This window comes from Bacteroides sp. LFL-34 (genome assembly GCF_027257075.1).
Classification (GTDB): Bacteria; Bacteroidota; Bacteroidia; order Bacteroidales; family Bacteroidaceae; genus Bacteroides; species Bacteroides ovatus.
The window spans coordinates 20,561-40,824 of record NZ_JAPQKZ010000032.1; the positions used below are offsets into that span (position 1 = coordinate 20,561).

The window sequence follows — 20,264 nt, forward strand, 5'->3', positions numbered from 1 at the left end:
TCCCCCATATAATAACCTTTAATCATTTAATTAACTAACCATGAAACGACTTACTATTTTTTCTCTGACTTGTCTCTTTAGCGTGGGTGCAGTTTTTGCCCAGCAGGGAGTAACTCAATGTGGTGTTCCGACAGGACAACCGAAGTTCCCTTTACTGACTTATCAGGAGTTGCCTGATCCTACTGCACCTTCTGATAAAGAGTGGGCAGCGGTGACTTCCACTCAAGTCTCTTGGGGTACAACAGATACCCGGTATGCGAAACATCAACTCCCGCAGTTGAAGAAACAACAGACTGTTTCCCTGAAAGGCTGGCGTGGCGAACGTGTGAACGCGCAAGCTGTTGTGTGGACAGGCGTAGAACTGAAAGACCTGAATTTCAGCTTTGGTGATTTTAAAGACAAAAAGGGAAATGTTCTTCCCAAAGATGCATTTACAGGTGGTTTTGTCCGTTATGTGATGACGGATGAATTGAATAAGGATGGGAGAGGTGCCTGCGGACACCGGAAGTCCATAGATTATGATTCATTATTGGTGGCCGATCCTATTGATACCAACCTGAAAACGATGGCTTTGCCCGCTCACACTGTTCAACCGGTTTGGGTGCAGTGCTGGATTCCTCAATCGGCTACTCCCTTATCAAGGGGAGTTGTTAATCAATGACGGCTCGCGTTTATTGCAACGCCTGAATCTCGAAATTACCGTTTCTTCCCGTGAACTTCCTCAACCTTCGGAATGGGCTTATCACTTGGATTTATGGCAAAGTCCTTATGCAGTGGCACGTTATTATCAGGTTCCTTTATGGAGCCAGGAGCATTTTGACGCTATGCGTCCTTTGATGAAAATGTTGGCAGATGCCGGACAGAAGATTATCACGGCTACTTTGACACATAAACCCTGGAATGGTCAGACAGAAGATTATTTTGATACAATGGTCACCTGGATGAAACGGGCAGATGGAACATGGGCTTTTGATTATACTATCTTCGACCGTTGGGTGGAATTTATGATGAGTGTAGGCATTGATAAACAGATTAATTGTTACTCAATGGTTCCATGGGAATTGTCATTCCAATACTACGATCAGGCAACCAACTCTCTGCAATTCGTGAAAACTGCACCGGGTGATGCGGCTTATGAAGAAATGTGGGGAGCGATGCTTGCCTCTTTCTCCAAGCATCTGAAAGAAAAAGGATGGTTTGATATTTGTGCTATTGCAATGGACGAACGTCCGATGGAAGTGATGCAGAAGACGTTGAAAGTGATTCGTAAAGCTGATCCGGATTTTAAAGTATCGTTGGCCGGGAACTATCATGAAGAAATTGAGCCCGATCTATATGATTATTGTATTGTTATCGGACAGAACTTCCCGGAAGAAGTGCGTCTGCGTCGTGTTGCCGAGAACAAGCGTACTAATTATTATACCTGCTGTACGGAAGCCCATCCCAACACGTTTACTTTCTCTGATCCTGCAGAAGCAGCCTGGATGAGTTATTATTCATCTAAGAAACATCTGGATGGTTATCTGCGTTGGGCATATAACAGCTGGCCATTGGAACCGCTGCTCGATTCCCGTTTCCGTAGTTGGGCAGGCGGAGATACTTACCTTGTATATCCGGGAGCTCGTAGCTGTATTCGTTTCGAGCGTTTGATTGAAGGAATACAGGCGCATGAGAAGATCAATATCCTTCGTCAGGAATTTGAGAAAAAAGGAAATAAGGCCGGATTAAAGAAGATAGAAAAAATGCTTGCTCCGTTCAATTTGGGTAGTATGCCGGAAATCCCGGCCGCAATAACCGTGAACCGGGCCAATCAGATACTGAACTCTTTTTGAGAAACAATCATGTATATATGAAGAAAATATTATTTGTCTGTTTAGGAAATATCTGCCGTAGCTCTACGGCTGAAGGCGTAATGCTTCATTTAATAGAAGAAGCGGGACTGGAAAAAGAATTTGTGATAGATTCTGCCGGAATCCTGTCTTATCATCAGGGGGAATTGCCGGATAGCCGGATGCGTGCTCATGCAGCCCGTCGCGGTTATCAATTGGTGCATCGTTCTCGCCCCGTCCGTACGGAAGATTTTTATAATTTTGATCTGATTATCGGTATGGACGACCGGAACATAGATGACTTGAAAGACAAAGCTCCTTCTCCCGAAGAATGGAAGAAGATTCATCGCATGACGGAGTATTGCACCCGTATTCCTGCAGATCATGTACCCGACCCCTATTATGGAGGGGCCGAGGGGTTTGAATATGTACTTGATGTTCTTGAAGATGCTTGCGCAGGTTTGCTTACTTCTTTAACTCAGGATAACTGATCCGGGTGTGATAAGCAATCTTTAGTTTTTCTTTGAACACAGCTTTCACTGTTGCTATATCCTTGAAAGTGATAGGACATTCTTTAAAGTAACCTTCAGTGACCTGGGAATCGATAATCTTATCGACCAGGTTGCTGATTGTTTCTTCTGTATATTCCGGAAGACTGCGTGAGGCAGCTTCTACGGCATCCGCCATCATCAGGATAGCCTGTTCTTTGGTGAACGGATTCGGGCCGGGATAGGTGAACAGTTCTTCATTCGGCTCTTCGTCCGGATGCTCGTTCTTCCAGGAAATATAGAAATATTTTGTTTTCCCCCGTCCATGATGCGTGCTGATAAAGTCCTTGATGGCTTTAGGCAGATTGTGTTTATCGGCTAACTTCAATCCATCCGTCACATGACTGATGACGACCTGCGCACTTTGTTCGTAATTCAGGTTCTTATGCGGGTTAACTCCTCCTGACTGATTTTCTGTGAAAAAAGCAGGGTTTTCCATCTTACCAATATCATGATACAAAGCTCCTGTACGTACTAACTGGCTTTTAGCTCCAATACGGATGGCTGCTTCTGCAGCAAGATTGGCCACTTGCATGGAATGTTGGAAGGTGCCCGGAACCGTCTCGGACATTTGCCGCAAAAGGTCATTATTGATATTCGAAAGTTCTACCAACGTTACATTGGAAGTAAATCCGAAAGTCTTTTCCAATAAAAAGAGTAAAGGATAGGTGAATAATAACAGAATTCCATTGATGATGAAGTAAGTGTACATTCGTATGTTCAACTTCGAGAAGTCGGTGGAAAGACCGTTCTCTGTCATCAATTCGAAGGCGAAGTAAATGGCTGCATAAGTCAGTATAACCAATAAAGCCGTCCGGAAAAGTTGGGACCTTTGCGATAGCTCTCTTAGACTGAATATCGCCACCAATCCTGCTGCCAACTGTGTCAGAATGAATTCATGCGGAAAGCGTAGGGATATGGAGCATATCAATATAGTGATGACATGCGTCAGGAAAGCAGTCCTCGAATCAAGAAAAACACGGATGATAATGGGTAGCATCGCGTACGGGATGATATACACATTAAATAGATTATGTGTTACCATAAAAGCGGTTATGACACTGTAAAATACAATCAACGTGAATAGCAATGACAGACTGCCTTTTCGTTGATAGTAGTCTTTTCGGAACAGGTCGAGATAAAGCATAAAACAAAGCATCAGCATTCCTACAAACAGAATCTGTCCGCCGAGAATCAGACGGTTCTGTCCCATGGACTCATTCCGTTTGATGGATTCTTTGCGTAATGACTCCAGGATATTATAGGTATGCGGGCTGACGATTTCCCCCCGGTCGATAATCTTTTGCCCGCTGACTACTAATCCGTTTGCCCAGGAATAGTTGTTCAGGATTTCTTCTTTGGCAGCCTGGGTACGTTCCTCGTCAAAGGTAAGGTTGGGGGTGATGTATTCGTTCAGGGAGCATTGCCTTAAAATTTCCCGGTTGAAATGAGTAGAGTCTGCTGACAGCAAGTGCTCATAGGCTTTTTTTACCGTGTAAAGATTCTCGGTAGCCTGTGGATTAGCCAGTTTGTCATCAATCACCATGACAGATGAAGTGCTGTCTTTGTGAAGCAGCTGTATATTCTCTGTCGAAACGATGCCTGCCTGATAGATTTCTTTTAAAGTGCGCTCAATGTACCGCAAATAATCGATGGAAGGGAGAATACCTTTCAGATTCGTATGGTAATTCTCTTTCAGCTTGGCGATTGCGTCTTTTTCTATATTTTTATCCAGTTGATAATAAGGTTGGAAGAAAGCCATCAGGCTATCTTGTTCCCTTTTTACCACTGCATCCTCTTTATAAATAGGAAAGTCGAAAGTAGCGATCAACTGTCCGTATTTCCAGGGCTTGTTGATGTCGAACTGGTAATTGAATTTTCCGTCACGTGGCAGGAAATAAACAATCAGCGCCACAGTGCCTACAAACAGCAGTGATTTATATAGTAAATCTCTCCATGAAAATCTTTTTTTCTTCTTCAAATGTTCCATATCCACTGAAATTTTTGCGAAAAGTACAAAAAAAAACAATAGTGTGGAAAAAAAGGTTTAATTTTGCCACGATTTACCTATACTAACCCAAATTATGGCAGAAAGAAAAGTAAGAGTTCGTTTTGCTCCAAGTCCTACGGGAGCATTGCACATCGGTGGTGTGCGTACAGCTTTGTATAATTATCTATTTGCACGTCAACACGGCGGAGACTTGATATTTCGTATTGAAGACACTGACTCTAACCGGTTCGTTCCGGGAGCGGAAGAGTATATACTCGAATCTTTTAAGTGGTTAGGTATCCACTTTGACGAGGGAGTGAGCTTCGGTGGTGAACAGGGTCCATACCGTCAGTCGGAGCGCCGCGAAATCTACAAGAAATATGTGCAGATTTTGCTGGAAAATGGAAAAGCTTACATCGCTTTTGATACTCCGGAGGAGCTGGACGCTAAGCGTGCTGAAATTGCTAACTTCCAATATGATGCATCTACCCGTGGTATGATGCGCAATTCATTAACTATGCCGAAAGAAGAAGTGGATGCACTGATTGCTGAAGGCAAACAATATGTTGTTCGTTTCAAAATCGAACCGAATGAAGATATACATGTAAATGACCTGATTCGTGGCGAAGTAGTAATCAACTCATCTATTCTGGATGACAAAGTGCTTTATAAATCGGCTGACGAACTGCCTACTTACCATTTGGCAAATATCGTGGATGACCATTTGATGGAAGTTTCCCACGTGATTCGTGGTGAAGAATGGTTGCCTTCCGCTCCTTTGCATGTGTTGTTGTACCGTGCTTTCGGTTGGGAAGATACGATGCCGGAATTTGCTCACCTGCCTTTGTTATTGAAACCGGAAGGCAATGGAAAATTAAGTAAACGTGACGGTGACCGTCTCGGATTCCCTGTATTCCCGTTGGAATGGCACGATCCGAAATCGGGAGAAATCTCTTCAGGTTATCGTGAATCGGGGTATCTGCCGGAAGCAGTGATTAATTTCTTGGCTTTGTTGGGATGGAATCCGGGCAATGACCAGGAAGTGATGTCAATGGACGAATTGATTAAATTGTTTGATCTTCACCGTTGCAGCAAGTCGGGTGCCAAGTTCGACTATAAAAAGGGAATATGGTTCAACCATCAATATATACAGCAGAAACCTAACGAAGAAATAGCGGAACTGTTCTTGCCTTTCCTGAAAGAACATGGTGTAGAAGCTCCTTTCGAAAAGGTGGTGACTGTAGTTGGCATGATGAAAGATCGGGTAAGTTTCATTAAAGAACTGTGGGACGTATGTAGCTTCTTCTTCGTTGCTCCTACCGAATATGATGAAAAGACGGTGAAGAAACGTTGGAAAGAAGATTCTGCAAAATGTATGACCGAATTGGCAGAAGTGATTGCCGGCATTGAAGACTTTAGTATTGAAGGACAGGAAAAAGTCGTTATGGACTGGATTGCGGAGAAAGGTTATCATACAGGTAATATCATGAATGCTTTCCGTCTGACATTAGTGGGTGAAGGAAAAGGCCCGCACATGTTCGATATTTCCTGGGTATTGGGCAAAGAAGAGACGATAGCTCGCATGAAACGTGCGGTAGAGGTTTTGAAGTAATCGACACAGTACTATGCTTTACGACCTGGCAATAGTCATTTATGACTTTATCGTCCATTTGGCTGCTCCGTTTAGCCGTAAGCCCCGAAAGATGATGAAAGGGCATTGGGTAGTGTATGAACTCCTGCGGCAGCAAGTGGAGAAAGGGGAACAGTATATTTGGTTTCATGCTGCTTCACTGGGAGAGTTTGAACAAGGGCGTCCTCTGATAGAAATGATTCGTGCGAAGTATCCTAACTATAAGATATTGCTGACATTTTTCTCTCCTTCCGGTTACGAGGTGCGTAAGCATTACCGGGGGGCGGATATTGTCTGCTATCTGCCGTTTGATAAACCGCGGAATGTGAAAAAGTTCCTGGATATTGCAAATCCTTGCATGGCGTTCTTTATCAAATATGAGTTTTGGAAGAATTATCTGGATGAGCTTCACAAACGCCGTATTCCGGTATATAGTGTATCGTCTATCTTCCGTCGCGAACAAATATTCTTTAAATGGTACGGTGGAACTTATCGCAATGTATTGAAAGATTTCGATCATCTGTTTGTTCAGAATGAGGCATCCAAACGTTACTTGTCGAAAATCGGTATCAGCCGTGTGACAGTAGTGGGAGATACCCGTTTTGACCGCGTGTTGCAAATCCGTGAAGAGGCTAAAGAACTCCCGTTGGTAGAGAAATTTAAAGGAACCAATTCCTTTACTTTTGTTGCCGGAAGCTCATGGGGACCTGACGAAGATTTATTCCTCGAATATTTCAATAACCATCCGGAAATGAAACTGATTATTGCTCCGCATGTGATCGACGAGAATCACTTGGTTGAAATCATCAGTAAATTGAAACGTCCGTATGTGCGCTATACTCGTGCCGACGAAAGGAATGTATTGAAAGCGGATTGCCTTATTATAGACTGCTTCGGACTGCTGTCCTCTATTTACCGTTATGGCGAAATAGCTTATATCGGTGGAGGTTTCGGAGTCGGTATTCATAACACATTGGAAGCGGCTGTATATGGTATTCCGGTGATTTTCGGACCGAAGTATCAGAAATTTATGGAAGCCGTTCAATTGATCGAAGCAAAAGGCGCTTATTCCATCAAAGATTATGATGAACTGAAAACTTTGCTGGATCGTTTCCTGGCAGATGAATTGTTCTTGCGTGAAACCGGAACAAATGCAGGTTATTATGTGACTAGTAATGCCGGAGCTACAGAAAAGATTATGCACATGATTAATTTTTGATTAGAGGAAATAGTGTCGAAAAGAGGTGAATCCAATGAATTCGCTTTTTGTAAAAAAACGGCTTTATAAAAAATCTTATAAAAACAGCGGGATGTTCTTTCATTAGAATGTCCCGCTGTTTTTATTAACTTGTTAGAGTCTGCTATTTATCTTCCTTATACCATTGCGAATACATCAAATAATTGTGAGCAATCTTCTGATTCAGTTCTTTGGCTTGTTCAGGATCTACCTTTTTAATGAATTTCGCGGGTACCCCTCCCCAAATGCTTCCCGGCTCAATGATGGTATTGCTTAATACCAGCGAACCGGCGGCAACGATTGCTCCTTCGCCAACTACGACGTGATCCAGGACGGTTGACCCCATCCCTACCAATGCATAATCTTTGATGGTCGCCCCATGAATGGTGACATTATGCCCAACGGATACGTGATCGCCAATTTCAATAGTCGATTTCTGATATAACGTATGCAAGACACTTCCATCCTGAATGTTGACACCATTGCCGATTCGTATGGAGTTGACGTCACCTCTTAATACCGTATTAAACCAAATGCTACAATCATTTCCTATTTTTACATCTCCTATAATAGTTGCATTATCTGCGAGGAAGCAGTTTTCTCCGATTTCGGGAGTAAAACCCCGTACTGATTTAATTAAAGCCATATAATATTTGTTTCTAATAAAGTTTTTTATTTAATGCAGTTCTATGTTGTACGACACCCGGGTGTCGTGATGGCTGAGACCCGGGTCTTGGATAGTCTGACACCCGGGTCTCAGTATGCTTGACACCCGGGTGTCAGACAAGTTCTGTTTAAAGGGAAGCAGTCGCCTCTTGTAACCAAACTTTTTCTTCTTCGTTAAGATCCGGTGACAACTTCTCGTAGACAGTCTGATGGTAATTGTTTAACCATTCAATTTCTTCATTTGTCAGCATCTCCTTGATGATCCCTTTTTTGCAGATTGGGCATAAAGTGATAGTTTCAAACTTAAGATATTCTCCAAACATTCCCTCTCCATCTTTGCAAACCAACGTCAGGTTCTCCGTACGTATCCCGTGACTGCCTGCTTTATAAACACCAGGCTCATTGGAAGTAACCATGCCGGGCTGCAAAATGACAGGATTCTCATTCATACGAATGCTTTGCGGGCCTTCGTGTACACTCAGGAAATGTCCGACGCCATGTCCTGTGCCATGAAGAAAATTCATTCTGTGGTTCCAGATAGGCATACGGGCTAGTACATCGAGCTGGGCTCCACGGGTTCCGGTAGGGAATTTGGCCATAGCCAACGCGATGTGTCCTTTTAATATAAGGGTATAATCCGTTTTTTCTTCCTCTGTAAGTTCGCCTAAGGCAATGGTTCGGGTGATGTCAGTGGTTCCGTCCAGATATTGGGCTCCTGAATCTAAGAGTAAGAACCCTCTGGGCTGAAGAGTCACGTCACTTTCCGGGGTAGCCGAATAATGTACGATTGCCCCATGTTCTTTATATCCTGCAATCGTGTCGAAACTTTCCCCCATGTAGAGAGGCTGTGCAGCCCTAAACTCATGCAACTTTTTATCTATACTTAATTCTGTCTCTTTTCCGGTAGATACGGATTCTTCCAGCCATTTGAGGAATTTGACGAGTGCTACTCCATCCCGTTGCATGGCAGCGTGGATGCCGGCGACCTCCTGCTCATTGCGAATCGCTTTCAATAATGCGACGGGCGACTCACCACGAAGAATAGAACATTGCGGATTAATAGACGAATAGATAGAATAATTCGTTTTTCGTGGATCAATCAGAATGTTTTTTCCCGGAAAAGAATTCAGGTATGTCTCTACCTCATCATACTTCTGTATCCCAATCTGCCGTTCCTTTAGATAAGTCTCTACCTCTGCCGTCACTTTCTCCGGTGAAATAAAATAAGTCACTTCATCCTGTGTGATTAACAGGTAACTTACTATGACCGGATTGCAATGTACATCGTTTCCTCGCAAATTGAGAGTCCATGCGATCTCGTCAAGCGCGGATATGAATAAAGCATAGACACCTTTCTTTTTCAATTCCGTACGGATGGCGGATATTTTCTCTTCACAGCTTTTCCCTGCATATTTGATATCATAAATAAAGGCAGGAGAATCAGGCATGGCGGGCCGGTCTTTCCAAATGCTACTCAATGGATCTCCAAATATGTCGACCTGTAACTGATGTGCTGCCAGTTCTTCTTTCATCTGTTCGACCTGTTGCACAGAGAACATTTTCCCGTCGATACTTACAGATTCTCCAGGTTTTAAGTGTTGGCAGAGAAATTCTGTAATACTGGGAGTCTCCGGCAACATCTCTTTATATAAGGTAATGCCGCTGCCCTCCAATTCCTTCGTAGCTTGCAGAAAATAACGTGAGTCGGTCCATAATCCTGCTTTATCCATCAGGATAACCGCTGTTCCGGCAGAACCAGTAAAACCGGAAATCCACTCCCGTGACATCCAGTGGGGAGCCACATATTCACTAAGATGAGGGTCGGTGCTGGGAATAATGAACGCTTTGATAGAATTGGGATGAAAGGTCATGCGCAGTGCATGCACTCGCTCTTTTATGCTCTGTTTCATACTTTATTATATTATTATAGACATGTAAGTGTTTCAAAGGTACTAACTTTCTGCATTTAATAACTTGTTTATGAATAGTTTTTGAGAAATATTTGCCGAAAGTTTTGTGAATAAAGAAAGTATGTGTAATTTTGCGGCGCAATTTGACTGCAGAATTTTTTAATCATAACATATTAATAGTAACAAAATGATTGTAGTACCTGTAAAAGAAGGCGAAAACATTGAAAAAGCGCTGAAGAAGTTCAAAAGAAAATTTGAAAAGACTGGCATTGTAAAAGAGTTGAGAAGCAGACAACAGTTTGATAAACCGTCTGTAACTAAAAGACTTAAGAAAGAACGCGCAGTTTACGTACAACAACTTCAGCAAGTAGAAGATTAATAATTCGTAATTTCCTTTGAATTATTGAATTCTTTTCATACATTCGTTGCACGATTTTAGATGTAGCGATATTATGTTGATAGAATCTTTTCTTGATTATCTCCAGTATGAGCGGAACTATTCTGAAAAAACCGTTCTTGCGTACGGTGAAGATATAAAGCAACTGCAGGAGTTTGCTCAGGAAGAGTATGGAAAATTTAATCCGTTAGAGGTCGAGGCGGAACTGATTCGTGAATGGATTGTTTCATTGATGGATAAAGGGTATACCTCAACTTCTGTAAATCGTAAGCTAAGTTCGCTCCGAACGTTTTACAAGTATCTCTTGAGGCAGGGAGAAACGACTATAGATCCTTTGCGTAAAATAAAAGGACCTAAAAACAAAAAGCCGTTGCCTGTGTTCTTAAAAGAGAACGAAATGAATCGGTTATTGGATGAAACGGACTTTGGTGAAGGATTTAAAGGCTGTCGGGATCGGTTGATTATTGAAGTGTTTTATGCTACCGGCATGAGACTTTCGGAATTGATAGGTCTGGATAATAAGGATGTGGATTTTTCGGCTTCTCTTCTGAAAGTGACCGGGAAAAGAAACAAGCAACGGCTGATTCCGTTCGGTGACGAACTGCAGGAGCTGATGCTTGAATATATTAATGTAAGAAACGAAACGATTCCGGAAAGGTCGGAAGCTTTCTTTATTAGAGAGAATGGTGAACGGCTTTACAAGAATCTAGTCTATAATTTAGTGAAACGGAACCTGTCAAAGGTGGCGACGTTGAAGAAAAAGAGTCCTCACGTGTTGAGGCATACTTTTGCTACCACAATGCTGAATAATGAAGCAGAGCTGGGGGCGGTAAAAGAACTTTTGGGTCACGAGAGTATAACAACTACCGAGATCTACACACATGCCACATTTGAAGAACTTAAAAAAGTGTATAAACAAGCTCATCCAAGAGCTTAAAAAAAAGGAGGTAAGTATGGATGTTAGAATTCAATCAATTCACTTTGATGCGTCAGAGCAATTGCAGGCATTTATTCAGAAGAAAGTGTCCAAGTTGGAAAAATATTACGAAGATATAAAGAAAGTAGAGGTGTCATTAAAGATAGTTAAACCAGAAGTTGCTGAAAACAAGGAAGCGGGCATTAAAATATTGATCCCAAATGGAGAGTTTTATGCAAGCAAAGTATGCGATACATTTGAAGAAGCAATTGATTTAGATGTGGAAGCACTCGGAAAACAGCTGGTTAAATACAAGGAAAAGCAACGTAGCAAATAAAAAAATCCCAAATATTTTGCGGGAAAGAAATAAATAACTAAATTTGCAGCCGTTTCGCTCGCGTTAGAACGTGACGGTTGCATTTTTTAGTAAGTTTGCCTCTTTAGCTCAGTTGGCCAGAGCACGTGATTTGTAATCTCGGGGTCGTTGGTTCGAATCCGACAAGAGGCTCAAAAAGAAACCGAAGAACAAAGATAGAACATCTGTCTTTATCATATTGTTTGAAAATAGTTCTTTTATTTCTTGATTTTGAAAAGGGCAAATACCAGAGTGGCCAAATGGGGCAGACTGTAAATCTGCTGGCTTACGCCTTCGGTGGTTCGAATCCATCTTTGCCCACAATCAGAGTGACAACTTTGGCAAGAATGCGGAAGTAGCTCAGTTGATAGAGCATTAGCCTTCCAAGCTGAGGGTCGCGGGTTTGAGCCCCGTCTTCCGCTCTCTTTTCTTGCTGTTATAGCTCAGTGGTAGAGCACTTCCTTGGTAAGGAAGAGGTCCCGGGTTCAAGTCCCGGTAACAGCTCATAAAGGATGTAAATGCTGATTATTAATCAAATAAATAACAAGTAAAGCTATGGCTAAAGAGAAATTTGAACGTACCAAACCGCATGTAAACATTGGTACAATCGGTCACGTAGACCACGGTAAGACAACGTTGACAGCTGCTATCACTACAGTGTTGGCAAAAAAAGGTCTTTCAGAATTGCGTTCTTTCGATTCTATCGACAACGCTCCTGAAGAAAAAGAAAGAGGTATTACTATCAATACTTCTCACGTTGAATATCAAACAGCTAACCGTCACTATGCACACGTAGACTGCCCGGGTCACGCCGACTACGTAAAGAACATGGTTACTGGTGCTGCTCAGATGGACGGTGCTATCATCGTTTGTGCTGCAACTGATGGTCCGATGCCTCAAACTCGCGAACACATTCTGTTGGCTCGTCAGGTAAACGTACCTCGTCTGGTTGTATTCTTGAACAAATGCGATATGGTAGACGACGAAGAAATGTTGGAACTCGTTGAAATGGAAATGAGAGAACTCCTTTCATTCTATGATTTCGATGGTGACAATACTCCTATCATCCGTGGTTCTGCTCTTGGCGCATTGAACGGTGTTGAAAAATGGGAAGACAAAGTTATGGAGCTGATGGATGCAGTTGATAACTGGATTCCACTGCCTCCGCGCGATGTTGATAAACCATTCTTGATGCCGGTTGAAGACGTGTTCTCTATCACAGGTCGTGGTACTGTAGCAACAGGTCGTATCGAAACAGGTGTCATCCACGTTGGTGATGAAGTCGAAATTCTTGGTTTAGGTGAAGATAAGAAATCAGTTGTAACTGGTGTTGAAATGTTCCGTAAACTGTTGGATCAAGGTGAAGCTGGTGACAACGTAGGTCTTTTGCTTCGTGGTATTGACAAGAACGAAATCAAACGTGGTATGGTTCTTTGTAAACCTGGTCAGATTAAACCGCACTCTAAATTCAAAGCTGAGGTTTATATCTTGAAGAAAGAAGAAGGTGGTCGTCACACTCCGTTCCACAACAAATACCGTCCTCAGTTCTACTTGCGTACTATGGACTGTACAGGTGAAATCACTTTGCCGGAAGGAACAGAAATGGTAATGCCGGGTGATAACGTAACTATTACAGTTGAGTTGATTTACCCAGTAGCATTGAACCCGGGCCTTCGTTTCGCTATCCGCGAAGGTGGACGCACGGTAGGTGCTGGTCAGATTACTGAAATTATCGACTAATACACAATAATTAATCAGTTCCCGGTTTTCATCGGGAACTGATTATGTACACACGGGAGTAGCTCAGTTGGTAGAGCACCGGTCTCCAAAACCGGGTGTCGGGAGTTCGAGCCTCTCCTCCCGTGCTAATATTATTGAAATGAAAAAGGTAATAGCTTATATTAAAGAATCTTACGACGAACTTGTACATAAAGTATCGTGGCCTACGTATTCTGAACTTGCTAACAGTGCAGTAGTTGTTTTATATGCTTCCCTGCTTATTGCATTGGTAGTATGGGGTATGGATGTCTGTTTCCAGAACTTCATGGAAAAAATCGTTTATCCACATTAAAAAATTAGGAATTGAAAATGGCTGAGATTGAAAAGAAATGGTACGTTCTACGTGCTATTAGCGGTAAAGAAGCTAAGGTAAAGGAATATCTTGAAGCTGATCTTAAGAACAGCGACCTTGGTGAATATGTATCTCAGGTATTGATTCCTACTGAAAAAGTTTACCAGGTTCGCAATGGTAAAAAAATTGTGAAGGAAAGAAGTTATCTTCCTGGCTACGTTTTAGTGGAGGCTGCTTTGGTTGGTGAGGTCGCTCATCACCTGCGCAATACTCCGAATGTGATAGGCTTTTTAGGCGGCTCCGAAAAACCGGTGCCTCTCAGACAATCAGAAGTGAATCGTATACTTGGTACAGTGGACGAACTGCAGGAAACGGGTGAAGAACTCAATATTCCGTACGTAGTGGGAGAAACTGTAAAAGTTACTTTTGGACCTTTCAGCGGATTCAGTGGCATCATTGAAGAAGTGAATAGTGAAAAAAAGAAACTAAAGGTCATGGTGAAGATATTCGGGCGCAAAACGCCGCTTGAATTGGGCTTTATGCAAGTGGAAAAGGAATAACACGGAATTGTTACGCTGTTGTTGTTCTTCGTTTAATGTTTATATATAAATCAATAAAAAAATGGCTAAAGAAGTTGCTGGACTAATCAAGTTACAGATTAAAGGAGGCGCTGCAAATCCATCACCTCCCGTTGGACCTGCTTTGGGTTCTAAGGGTATCAATATCATGGAATTTTGCAAGCAATTCAATGCCAGAACCCAAGACAAAGCAGGTAAGATTTTACCTGTTATCATTACTTACTACGCAGATAAGTCTTTCGATTTTGTAATCAAGACTCCTCCCGTTGCTATTCAATTACTTGAAGTAGCTAAGGTAAAGAGTGGTTCTGCTGAGCCTAACCGTAAGAAAGTTGCCGAGCTTACTTGGGAACAGGTTCGTACGATTGCTCAGGACAAAATGGTTGACTTAAACTGTTTTACTGTGGAAGCTGCCATGAGAATGGTTGCAGGTACAGCTAGAAGTATGGGTATCGCTGTAAAAGGGGAGTTCCCGGTTAATAATTAATAAACTTCAATTGTAATGGGTAAACTGACAAAAAATCAAAAGTTAGCTGCAGAAAAGATTGAAGCAGGGAAAGCATACTCACTGAAAGAAGCTGCATCTTTGGTAAAAGAAATCACTTTTACTAAGTTTGATGCTTCACTGGATATTGATGTACGTTTAGGTGTTGATCCACGTAAAGCTAACCAGATGGTGAGAGGTGTTGTTTCACTTCCTCATGGTACTGGTAAAGAAGTACGTGTATTGGTACTTTGTACACCGGATGCTGAAGCTGCTGCAAAAGAAGCTGGTGCTGACTACGTTGGTCTTGACGAATATATTGAAAAGATCAAAGGTGGATGGACTGATATTGATGTAATCATCACTATGCCATCTATCATGGGTAAAATTGGTGCGCTCGGTCGTGTTCTCGGTCCTCGTGGATTGATGCCGAACCCTAAGAGTGGTACTGTAACTATGGATGTTGCTAAGGCTGTAAAAGAAGTAAAACAAGGTAAGATTGACTTTAAAGTTGATAAGAGCGGTATCGTTCACACTTCTATCGGTAAGGTATCATTCAGTCCTGATCAGATTCGCGACAACGCGAAAGAGTTCATCTCTACTCTGAACAAACTGAAACCGACCGCAGCAAAGGGTACATATATTAAGAGTATTTATCTTTCTAGTACAATGAGTGCGGGTATTAAAATCGACCCGAAATCAGTGGATGAAATCTAATAAAACAGAGAAATAATGAGAAAGGAAGATAAAAGTACGATTATAGAGCAAATTGCTGCTACAGTAAAGGAATATGGTCACTTCTACTTGGTAGACGTTACAGCTATGAACGCTGCTGCTACCAGTGCATTGAGAAGAGATTGTTTTAAATCAGACATCAAATTGATGTTGGTTAAAAACACGCTGCTTCACAAAGCACTTGAAAGCTTGGAAGAAGACTTCTCACCTCTTTACGGTTCTTTGAAAGGTACTACTGCTGTTATGTTTAGCAATACTGCAAACGTTCCTGCTAAGTTAATCAAAGACAAAGCGAAAGACGGTATTCCCGGACTGAAAGCTGCATATGCAGAAGAAAGCTTCTACATTGGTGCTGATCAATTGGATGCTCTCGTTTCAATCAAGAGTAAGAATGAAGTTATCGCCGATATCGTTGCCCTGTTGCAATCTCCGGCCAAGAATGTTATTTCTGCTCTTCAATCAGGTGGTAACACCCTTCACGGAGTTCTCAAGACTCTTGGTGAACGTCCCGAATAATTTTCAAAAATCAACAAAGTATTTAAACAATTAAAATCATACAAAAAATGGCAGATTTGAAAGCTTTTGCAGAACAATTAGTTAACTTGACAGTAAAAGAAGTTAATGAACTTGCAACTATCCTTAAAGAAGAATACGGTATTGAACCTGCTGCTGCAGCTGTAGCTGTTGCTGCTGGTCCTGCAGCTGGTGCTGCTGCCGCAGAAGAAAAAACTTCTTTCGACGTAGTATTGAAGAGCGCTGGTGCAGCTAAACTTCAAGTAGTTAAGGCCGTTAAGGAAGCTTGTGGTCTTGGTTTGAAAGAAGCTAAAGACTTGGTAGACGGTGCTCCTAGCACAGTAAAAGAAGGTTTGGCTAAAGACGAAGCAGAATCATTGAAGAAAACATTGGAAGAAGCTGGAGCTGAAGTTGAACTTAAATAACATTGGCCTGGTAATCAGGTAATTCGGTTAGGAATCCTTCACAAGAGGATTCTTAACCTTTTTGTGTATATATTTCAAATTAAGTTCTCCAAATTCATTGACAGATGTCTTCAAATACTGTAAATCAAAGAGTTAATTTTGCTTCGACTAAGAATCCGCTAGAATACCCGGATTTCCTGGAAGTACAATTGAAGTCATTCCAAGACTTTCTACAATTAGATACCCCACCTGAAAAGCGTAAGAATGAGGGATTGTATAAAGTATTTGCTGAAAACTTCCCTATTGCCGATACAAGAAACAATTTTGTTCTTGAGTTTCTGGACTATTATATTGATCCGCCGCGTTATACCATTGATGATTGTATAGAGCGTGGGCTTACTTATAGTGTTCCCTTAAAAGCGAAACTTAAGCTTTACTGTACGGACCCCGATCATGAGGATTTTGATACAGTGATTCAGGACGTATTCCTCGGCCCGATTCCTTATATGACTGATAAGGCTACTTTCGTCATTAACGGTGCCGAACGCGTAGTTGTGTCACAGCTTCACCGTTCTCCGGGTGTGTTCTTCGGTCAGAGTGTACATGCCAATGGTACGAAACTTTATTCGGCTCGTATTATTCCGTTTAAGGGTTCGTGGATTGAGTTTGCTACTGACATCAATAATGTGATGTACGCATATATCGACCGTAAGAAGAAATTGCCGGTGACTACATTGTTGCGTGCAATTGGCTTCGAGAATGACAAAGATATTCTTGAGATTTTCGATCTTGCAGAAGATGTGAAGGTAAACAAGACAAATCTGAAGAAGGTGTTAGGCCGTAAACTGGCTGCACGTGTCTTGAAAACATGGATTGAAGATTTCGTTGATGAAGATACCGGTGAAGTGGTTTCTATTGAACGTAACGAAGTTATTATCGACCGTGAAACCGTACTGGAAGAGGAGCATATTGATGAAATTTTGGAGTCGGGAGTTCAGAACATCCTTTTGCATAAGGATGAACCGAATCAGTCCGATTTCTCTATCATATATAATACGTTGCAGAAGGACCCGAGTAACTCGGAAAAAGAAGCTGTGTTGTATATCTACCGTCAGTTGCGTAATGCCGATCCGGCTGATGACGCAAGTGCAAGGGAGGTTATCAATAACTTGTTCTTCTCAGAAAAACGATATGACCTTGGTGATGTAGGCCGTTACAGAATCAACAAAAAGTTGAATCTGACGACTGATATGGACGTGCGTGTCCTCACGAAGGAAGATATTATTGAAATCATCAAATATCTGATTGAGTTGATTAACTCAAAAGCGGATGTGGATGATATTGACCACTTGAGTAACCGTCGTGTACGTACTGTTGGTGAACAGCTTTCTAATCAGTTTGCTGTGGGGCTGGCTCGTATGTCTCGTACGATTCGTGAACGTATGAACGTTCGTGACAATGAAGTGTTTACTCCGATTGATTTGATTAATGCGAAGACTATTTCTTCAGTAATCAACTCATTCTTCGGAACGAACGCGTTGTCGCAGTTCATGGACCAGACAAACCCGCTGGCTGAAATTACGCACAAACGTCGTATGTCTGCCCTTGGTCCTGGTGGTCTTTCCCGTGAACGTGCCGGATTTGAGGTTCGTGACGTTCACTATACACACTATGGTCGTCTTTGTCCGATTGAGACTCCTGAAGGTCCGAACATCGGTTTGATTTCTTCATTGTGTGTATTTGCTAAGATTAATGAGCTAGGATTCATTGAAACTCCCTACCGCAAGGTGGAAAATGGGAAAGTGGATCTTTCTGATAACGGTCTGATTTATCTGACTGCTGAAGAAGAGGAAGAAAAGGTTATTGCGCAGGGAAATGCTCCGTTGAATGACGATGGTACATTCGTACTTAACAGGGTGAAGTCTCGTCAAGATGCAGATTTCCCGGTTGTTGAACCATCTGAAGTTGACTTGATGGACGTTGCTCCTCAGCAGATTGCATCTATTGCAGCTTCTTTGATTCCATTCTTGGAACATGACGATGCTAACCGTGCATTGATGGGATCGAACATGATGCGCCAAGCGGTTCCTTTGTTGAGAAGTGAAGCTCCAATCGTAGGTACAGGTATCGAACGTCAGTTGGTAAGAGACTCTCGTACCCAGATTACTGCAGAAGGCGATGGTGTGGTTGACTATGTGGATGCTACTACTATCCGTATTTTGTATGACCGTACGGAAGACGAAGAATTTGTAAGTTTCGAACCTGCTTTGAAGGAATATAGAATACCTAAGTTCCGTAAGACTAACCAGAACATGACGATTGACTTACGTCCGATTTGTGACAAAGGCCAGCGTGTGAAGAAAGGTGATATCTTGACTGAAGGTTATTCTACTGAAAAGGGTGAATTGGCATTGGGTAAGAACCTGTTGGTAGCTTATATGCCTTGGAAGGGTTACAACTATGAGGATGCTATCGTATTGAACGAACGTGTGGTACGCGAAGACTTGTTGACTTCAGTTCACGTAGAGGAATATTCTCTGGAAGTTCGTGAGACAAAACGTGGTATGGAAGAGTTGACTTCTGATATCCCGAATGTAAGTGAAGAAGCTACCAAAGACTTGGATGAAAACGGTATCGTAAGAATCGGTGCTCGTATCGAGCCGGGTGATATCATGATTGGTAAGATTACGCCGAAGGGTGAATCTGATCCTTCTCCGGAAGAAAAACTGCTTCGGGCTATCTTCGGTGATAAGGCAGGTGACGTGAAAGATGCTTCTTTGAAAGCTTCTCCTTCTTTGAAAGGTGTGGTGATTGATAAGAAACTTTTCTCACGTGTGATTAAGAATCGTAGCTCTAAACTGGCCGATAAAGCATTGTTGCCTAAGATTGATGATGAATTTGAATCTAAGGTAGCTGACTTGAAACGTATCCTGGTTAAGAAACTGATGACTTTGACTGAAGGTAAGGTTTCTCAAGGTGTGAAAGACTATTTGGGTGCGGAAGTTATTGCGAAAGGTTCTAAGTTCAGTGCTTCTGATTTTGATTCACTTGACTTTACTTCTATTCAATTGAGCAACTGGACAAGCGACGATCATATTAACGGTATGATTCGTGATCTGGTGATGAATTTCATTAAGAAATATAAAGAGCTGGATGCTGAATTGAAACGTAAGAAGTTTGCTATTACAATTGGTGATGAACTTCCTGCTGGTATTATCCAGATGGCAAAAGTATATATTGCTAAGAAACGTAAGATTGGTGTGGGTGATAAGATGGCTGGTCGCCACGGTAACAAGGGTATTGTATCCCGTGTTGTTCGTCAGGAAGATATGCCGTTCTTGGCTGATGGTACTCCGGTTGACATCGTGTTGAATCCATTGGGTGTGCCTTCTCGTATGAACATTGGTCAGATTTTTGAAGCTGTACTCGGACGTGCCGGAAAAACGTTGGGCGTGAAATTTGCGACTCCTATTTTCGACGGTGCTACCATGGAAGATCTGGATCAGTGGACAGACAAGGCAGGATTGCCTCGCTACTGTAAGACTTATCTTTGTGATGGTGGTACAGGTGAGCAATTTGACCAGGCAGCTACTGTGGGCGTAACTTACATGTTGAAGTTGGGCCACATGGTTGAAGACAAGATGCATGCTCGTTCTATCGGTCCGTACTCATTGATTACTCAGCAACCTCTTGGTGGTAAAGCTCAATTCGGTGGTCAGCGTTTCGGAGAAATGGAGGTTTGGGCACTCGAAGGTTTCGGTGCTGCCCATATCTTGCAGGAAATCCTGACTATCAAATCTGATGACGTGGTAGGACGTTCGAAGGCTTATGAAGCAATTGTGAAAGGTGAACCGATGCCACAACCTGGTATTCCGGAATCCTTGAACGTATTGTTGCACGAGTTGAGAGGTTTAGGTTTGAGTATCAACCTAGAATAAAATAATGAAAGAATGTGAGATGTCAATGTACCGATGAAGGTCTGTTGGCATCCGCACTTTTTT

At 42.3% G+C, this 20,264-nt stretch carries 17 protein-coding genes, 5 tRNA genes and 1 pseudogene; 20 read left to right on the top strand and 3 right to left on the bottom strand.

The window, feature by feature from the left end; all coding sequences use genetic code 11:
- Positions 1–40: 40 nt before the first annotated feature.
- Both N5O98_RS18015 and N5O98_RS18020 read left to right on the top strand, forming a co-directional pair.
- Positions 41–1,832: pseudogene (locus N5O98_RS18015) on the top strand (glycoside hydrolase domain-containing protein).
- Positions 1,833–1,849: 17 nt separating this feature from the next.
- Positions 1,850–2,320, top strand: a complete 471-nt coding sequence (locus tag N5O98_RS18020) for a low molecular weight protein-tyrosine-phosphatase (RefSeq protein WP_004296375.1) — start codon at positions 1,850–1,852, stop codon at positions 2,318–2,320.
- Here N5O98_RS18020 and N5O98_RS18025 read toward each other — a convergent pair.
- Positions 2,295–4,367 (bottom strand): HD family phosphohydrolase, encoded by a 2,073-nt coding sequence (locus tag N5O98_RS18025; RefSeq protein ID WP_004296374.1) that lies wholly within the window; start codon positions 4,365–4,367, stop codon positions 2,295–2,297. The two genes, N5O98_RS18020 and N5O98_RS18025, sit on opposite strands and share 26 nt — an antisense overlap.
- Positions 4,368–4,461: 94 nt before the next feature.
- Between N5O98_RS18025 and gltX the strand changes: the two genes are divergently transcribed.
- On the top strand, positions 4,462–5,979 hold the full coding sequence (gene gltX, locus N5O98_RS18030; RefSeq protein WP_022199846.1) for a glutamate--tRNA ligase: 1,518 nt from the start codon (positions 4,462–4,464) through the stop codon (positions 5,977–5,979).
- A gap of 13 nt (positions 5,980–5,992) precedes the next feature.
- Positions 5,993–7,216 carry a 3-deoxy-D-manno-octulosonic acid transferase gene (locus N5O98_RS18035; protein WP_004313450.1) on the top strand — a complete coding sequence of 408 codons (1,224 nt, stop codon included), beginning with the start codon at positions 5,993–5,995 and terminating at the stop codon, positions 7,214–7,216.
- A 142-nt stretch (positions 7,217–7,358) separates the two neighbouring features.
- On the opposite strand, the gene N5O98_RS18040 is transcribed toward N5O98_RS18035, so the two are convergent.
- A complete protein-coding gene (locus N5O98_RS18040; RefSeq protein WP_004313451.1) occupies positions 7,359–7,880 on the bottom strand; it encodes a gamma carbonic anhydrase family protein in 522 nt (173 codons plus the stop codon).
- Positions 7,881–8,028: 148 nt separating this feature from the next.
- The gene (locus N5O98_RS18045) at positions 8,029–9,810 is read right to left on the bottom strand and encodes an aminopeptidase P family protein (protein ID WP_118161469.1); all 1,782 of its coding nucleotides are present in this window, start codon (positions 9,808–9,810) and stop codon (positions 8,029–8,031) included.
- Positions 9,811–9,997: 187 nt separating this feature from the next.
- On the opposite strand from N5O98_RS18045, the gene rpsU reads away from it, so the two are divergent.
- From rpsU to rpoB, 16 genes are all read left to right on the top strand, one after another.
- Positions 9,998–10,189 carry a 30S ribosomal protein S21 gene (gene rpsU / locus N5O98_RS18050; RefSeq protein ID WP_002558090.1) on the top strand — a complete coding sequence of 64 codons (192 nt, stop codon included), beginning with the start codon at positions 9,998–10,000 and terminating at the stop codon, positions 10,187–10,189.
- A 73-nt stretch (positions 10,190–10,262) separates the two neighbouring features.
- Complete coding sequence (xerC, locus tag N5O98_RS18055) at positions 10,263–11,144, top strand: tyrosine recombinase XerC (RefSeq protein ID WP_074707590.1); 882 nt, start codon at positions 10,263–10,265, stop codon at positions 11,142–11,144.
- A 16-nt stretch (positions 11,145–11,160) separates the two neighbouring features.
- Entirely contained in the window at positions 11,161–11,460 is a 300-nt protein-coding gene (gene hpf, locus N5O98_RS18060) for a ribosome hibernation-promoting factor, HPF/YfiA family (protein WP_022200170.1), read from the top strand.
- Between the two features lie 97 nt (positions 11,461–11,557).
- A tRNA-Thr gene (locus N5O98_RS18065) sits at positions 11,558–11,631 on the top strand.
- A gap of 85 nt (positions 11,632–11,716) precedes the next feature.
- Positions 11,717–11,799, top strand: a tRNA-Tyr gene (locus tag N5O98_RS18070).
- A gap of 28 nt (positions 11,800–11,827) precedes the next feature.
- Positions 11,828–11,900, top strand: a tRNA-Gly gene (locus N5O98_RS18075).
- Between the two features lie 10 nt (positions 11,901–11,910).
- Positions 11,911–11,982 (top strand) — tRNA-Thr (locus N5O98_RS18080).
- 51 nt (positions 11,983–12,033) lie between these two features.
- On the top strand, positions 12,034–13,218 hold the full coding sequence (gene tuf, locus N5O98_RS18085) for an elongation factor Tu (protein ID WP_004296364.1): 1,185 nt from the start codon (positions 12,034–12,036) through the stop codon (positions 13,216–13,218).
- 52 nt (positions 13,219–13,270) lie between these two features.
- Positions 13,271–13,343 (top strand) — tRNA-Trp (locus N5O98_RS18090).
- Positions 13,344–13,357: 14 nt separating this feature from the next.
- Complete coding sequence (secE, locus tag N5O98_RS18095) at positions 13,358–13,549, top strand: preprotein translocase subunit SecE (RefSeq protein WP_004296363.1); 192 nt, start codon at positions 13,358–13,360, stop codon at positions 13,547–13,549.
- Positions 13,550–13,566: 17 nt separating this feature from the next.
- The gene (gene nusG, locus N5O98_RS18100) at positions 13,567–14,109 is read left to right on the top strand and encodes a transcription termination/antitermination protein NusG (RefSeq protein WP_004296362.1); all 543 of its coding nucleotides are present in this window, start codon (positions 13,567–13,569) and stop codon (positions 14,107–14,109) included.
- A 61-nt stretch (positions 14,110–14,170) separates the two neighbouring features.
- Entirely contained in the window at positions 14,171–14,614 is a 444-nt protein-coding gene (gene rplK / locus N5O98_RS18105) for a 50S ribosomal protein L11 (RefSeq protein ID WP_004296361.1), read from the top strand.
- A 15-nt stretch (positions 14,615–14,629) separates the two neighbouring features.
- Positions 14,630–15,328, top strand: a complete 699-nt coding sequence (gene rplA / locus N5O98_RS18110) for a 50S ribosomal protein L1 (protein ID WP_004310894.1) — start codon at positions 14,630–14,632, stop codon at positions 15,326–15,328.
- Between the two features lie 15 nt (positions 15,329–15,343).
- Positions 15,344–15,862: a 50S ribosomal protein L10 gene (gene rplJ, locus N5O98_RS18115; RefSeq protein WP_004310893.1), complete on the top strand. Its 519-nt coding sequence runs from the start codon at positions 15,344–15,346 to the stop codon at positions 15,860–15,862.
- 47 nt (positions 15,863–15,909) lie between these two features.
- A complete protein-coding gene (rplL, locus tag N5O98_RS18120) occupies positions 15,910–16,284 on the top strand; it encodes a 50S ribosomal protein L7/L12 (protein WP_004296358.1) in 375 nt (124 codons plus the stop codon).
- Between the two features lie 104 nt (positions 16,285–16,388).
- The gene (rpoB, locus tag N5O98_RS18125; protein ID WP_004310892.1) at positions 16,389–20,201 is read left to right on the top strand and encodes a DNA-directed RNA polymerase subunit beta; all 3,813 of its coding nucleotides are present in this window, start codon (positions 16,389–16,391) and stop codon (positions 20,199–20,201) included.
- Positions 20,202–20,264 lie beyond the last annotated feature (63 nt).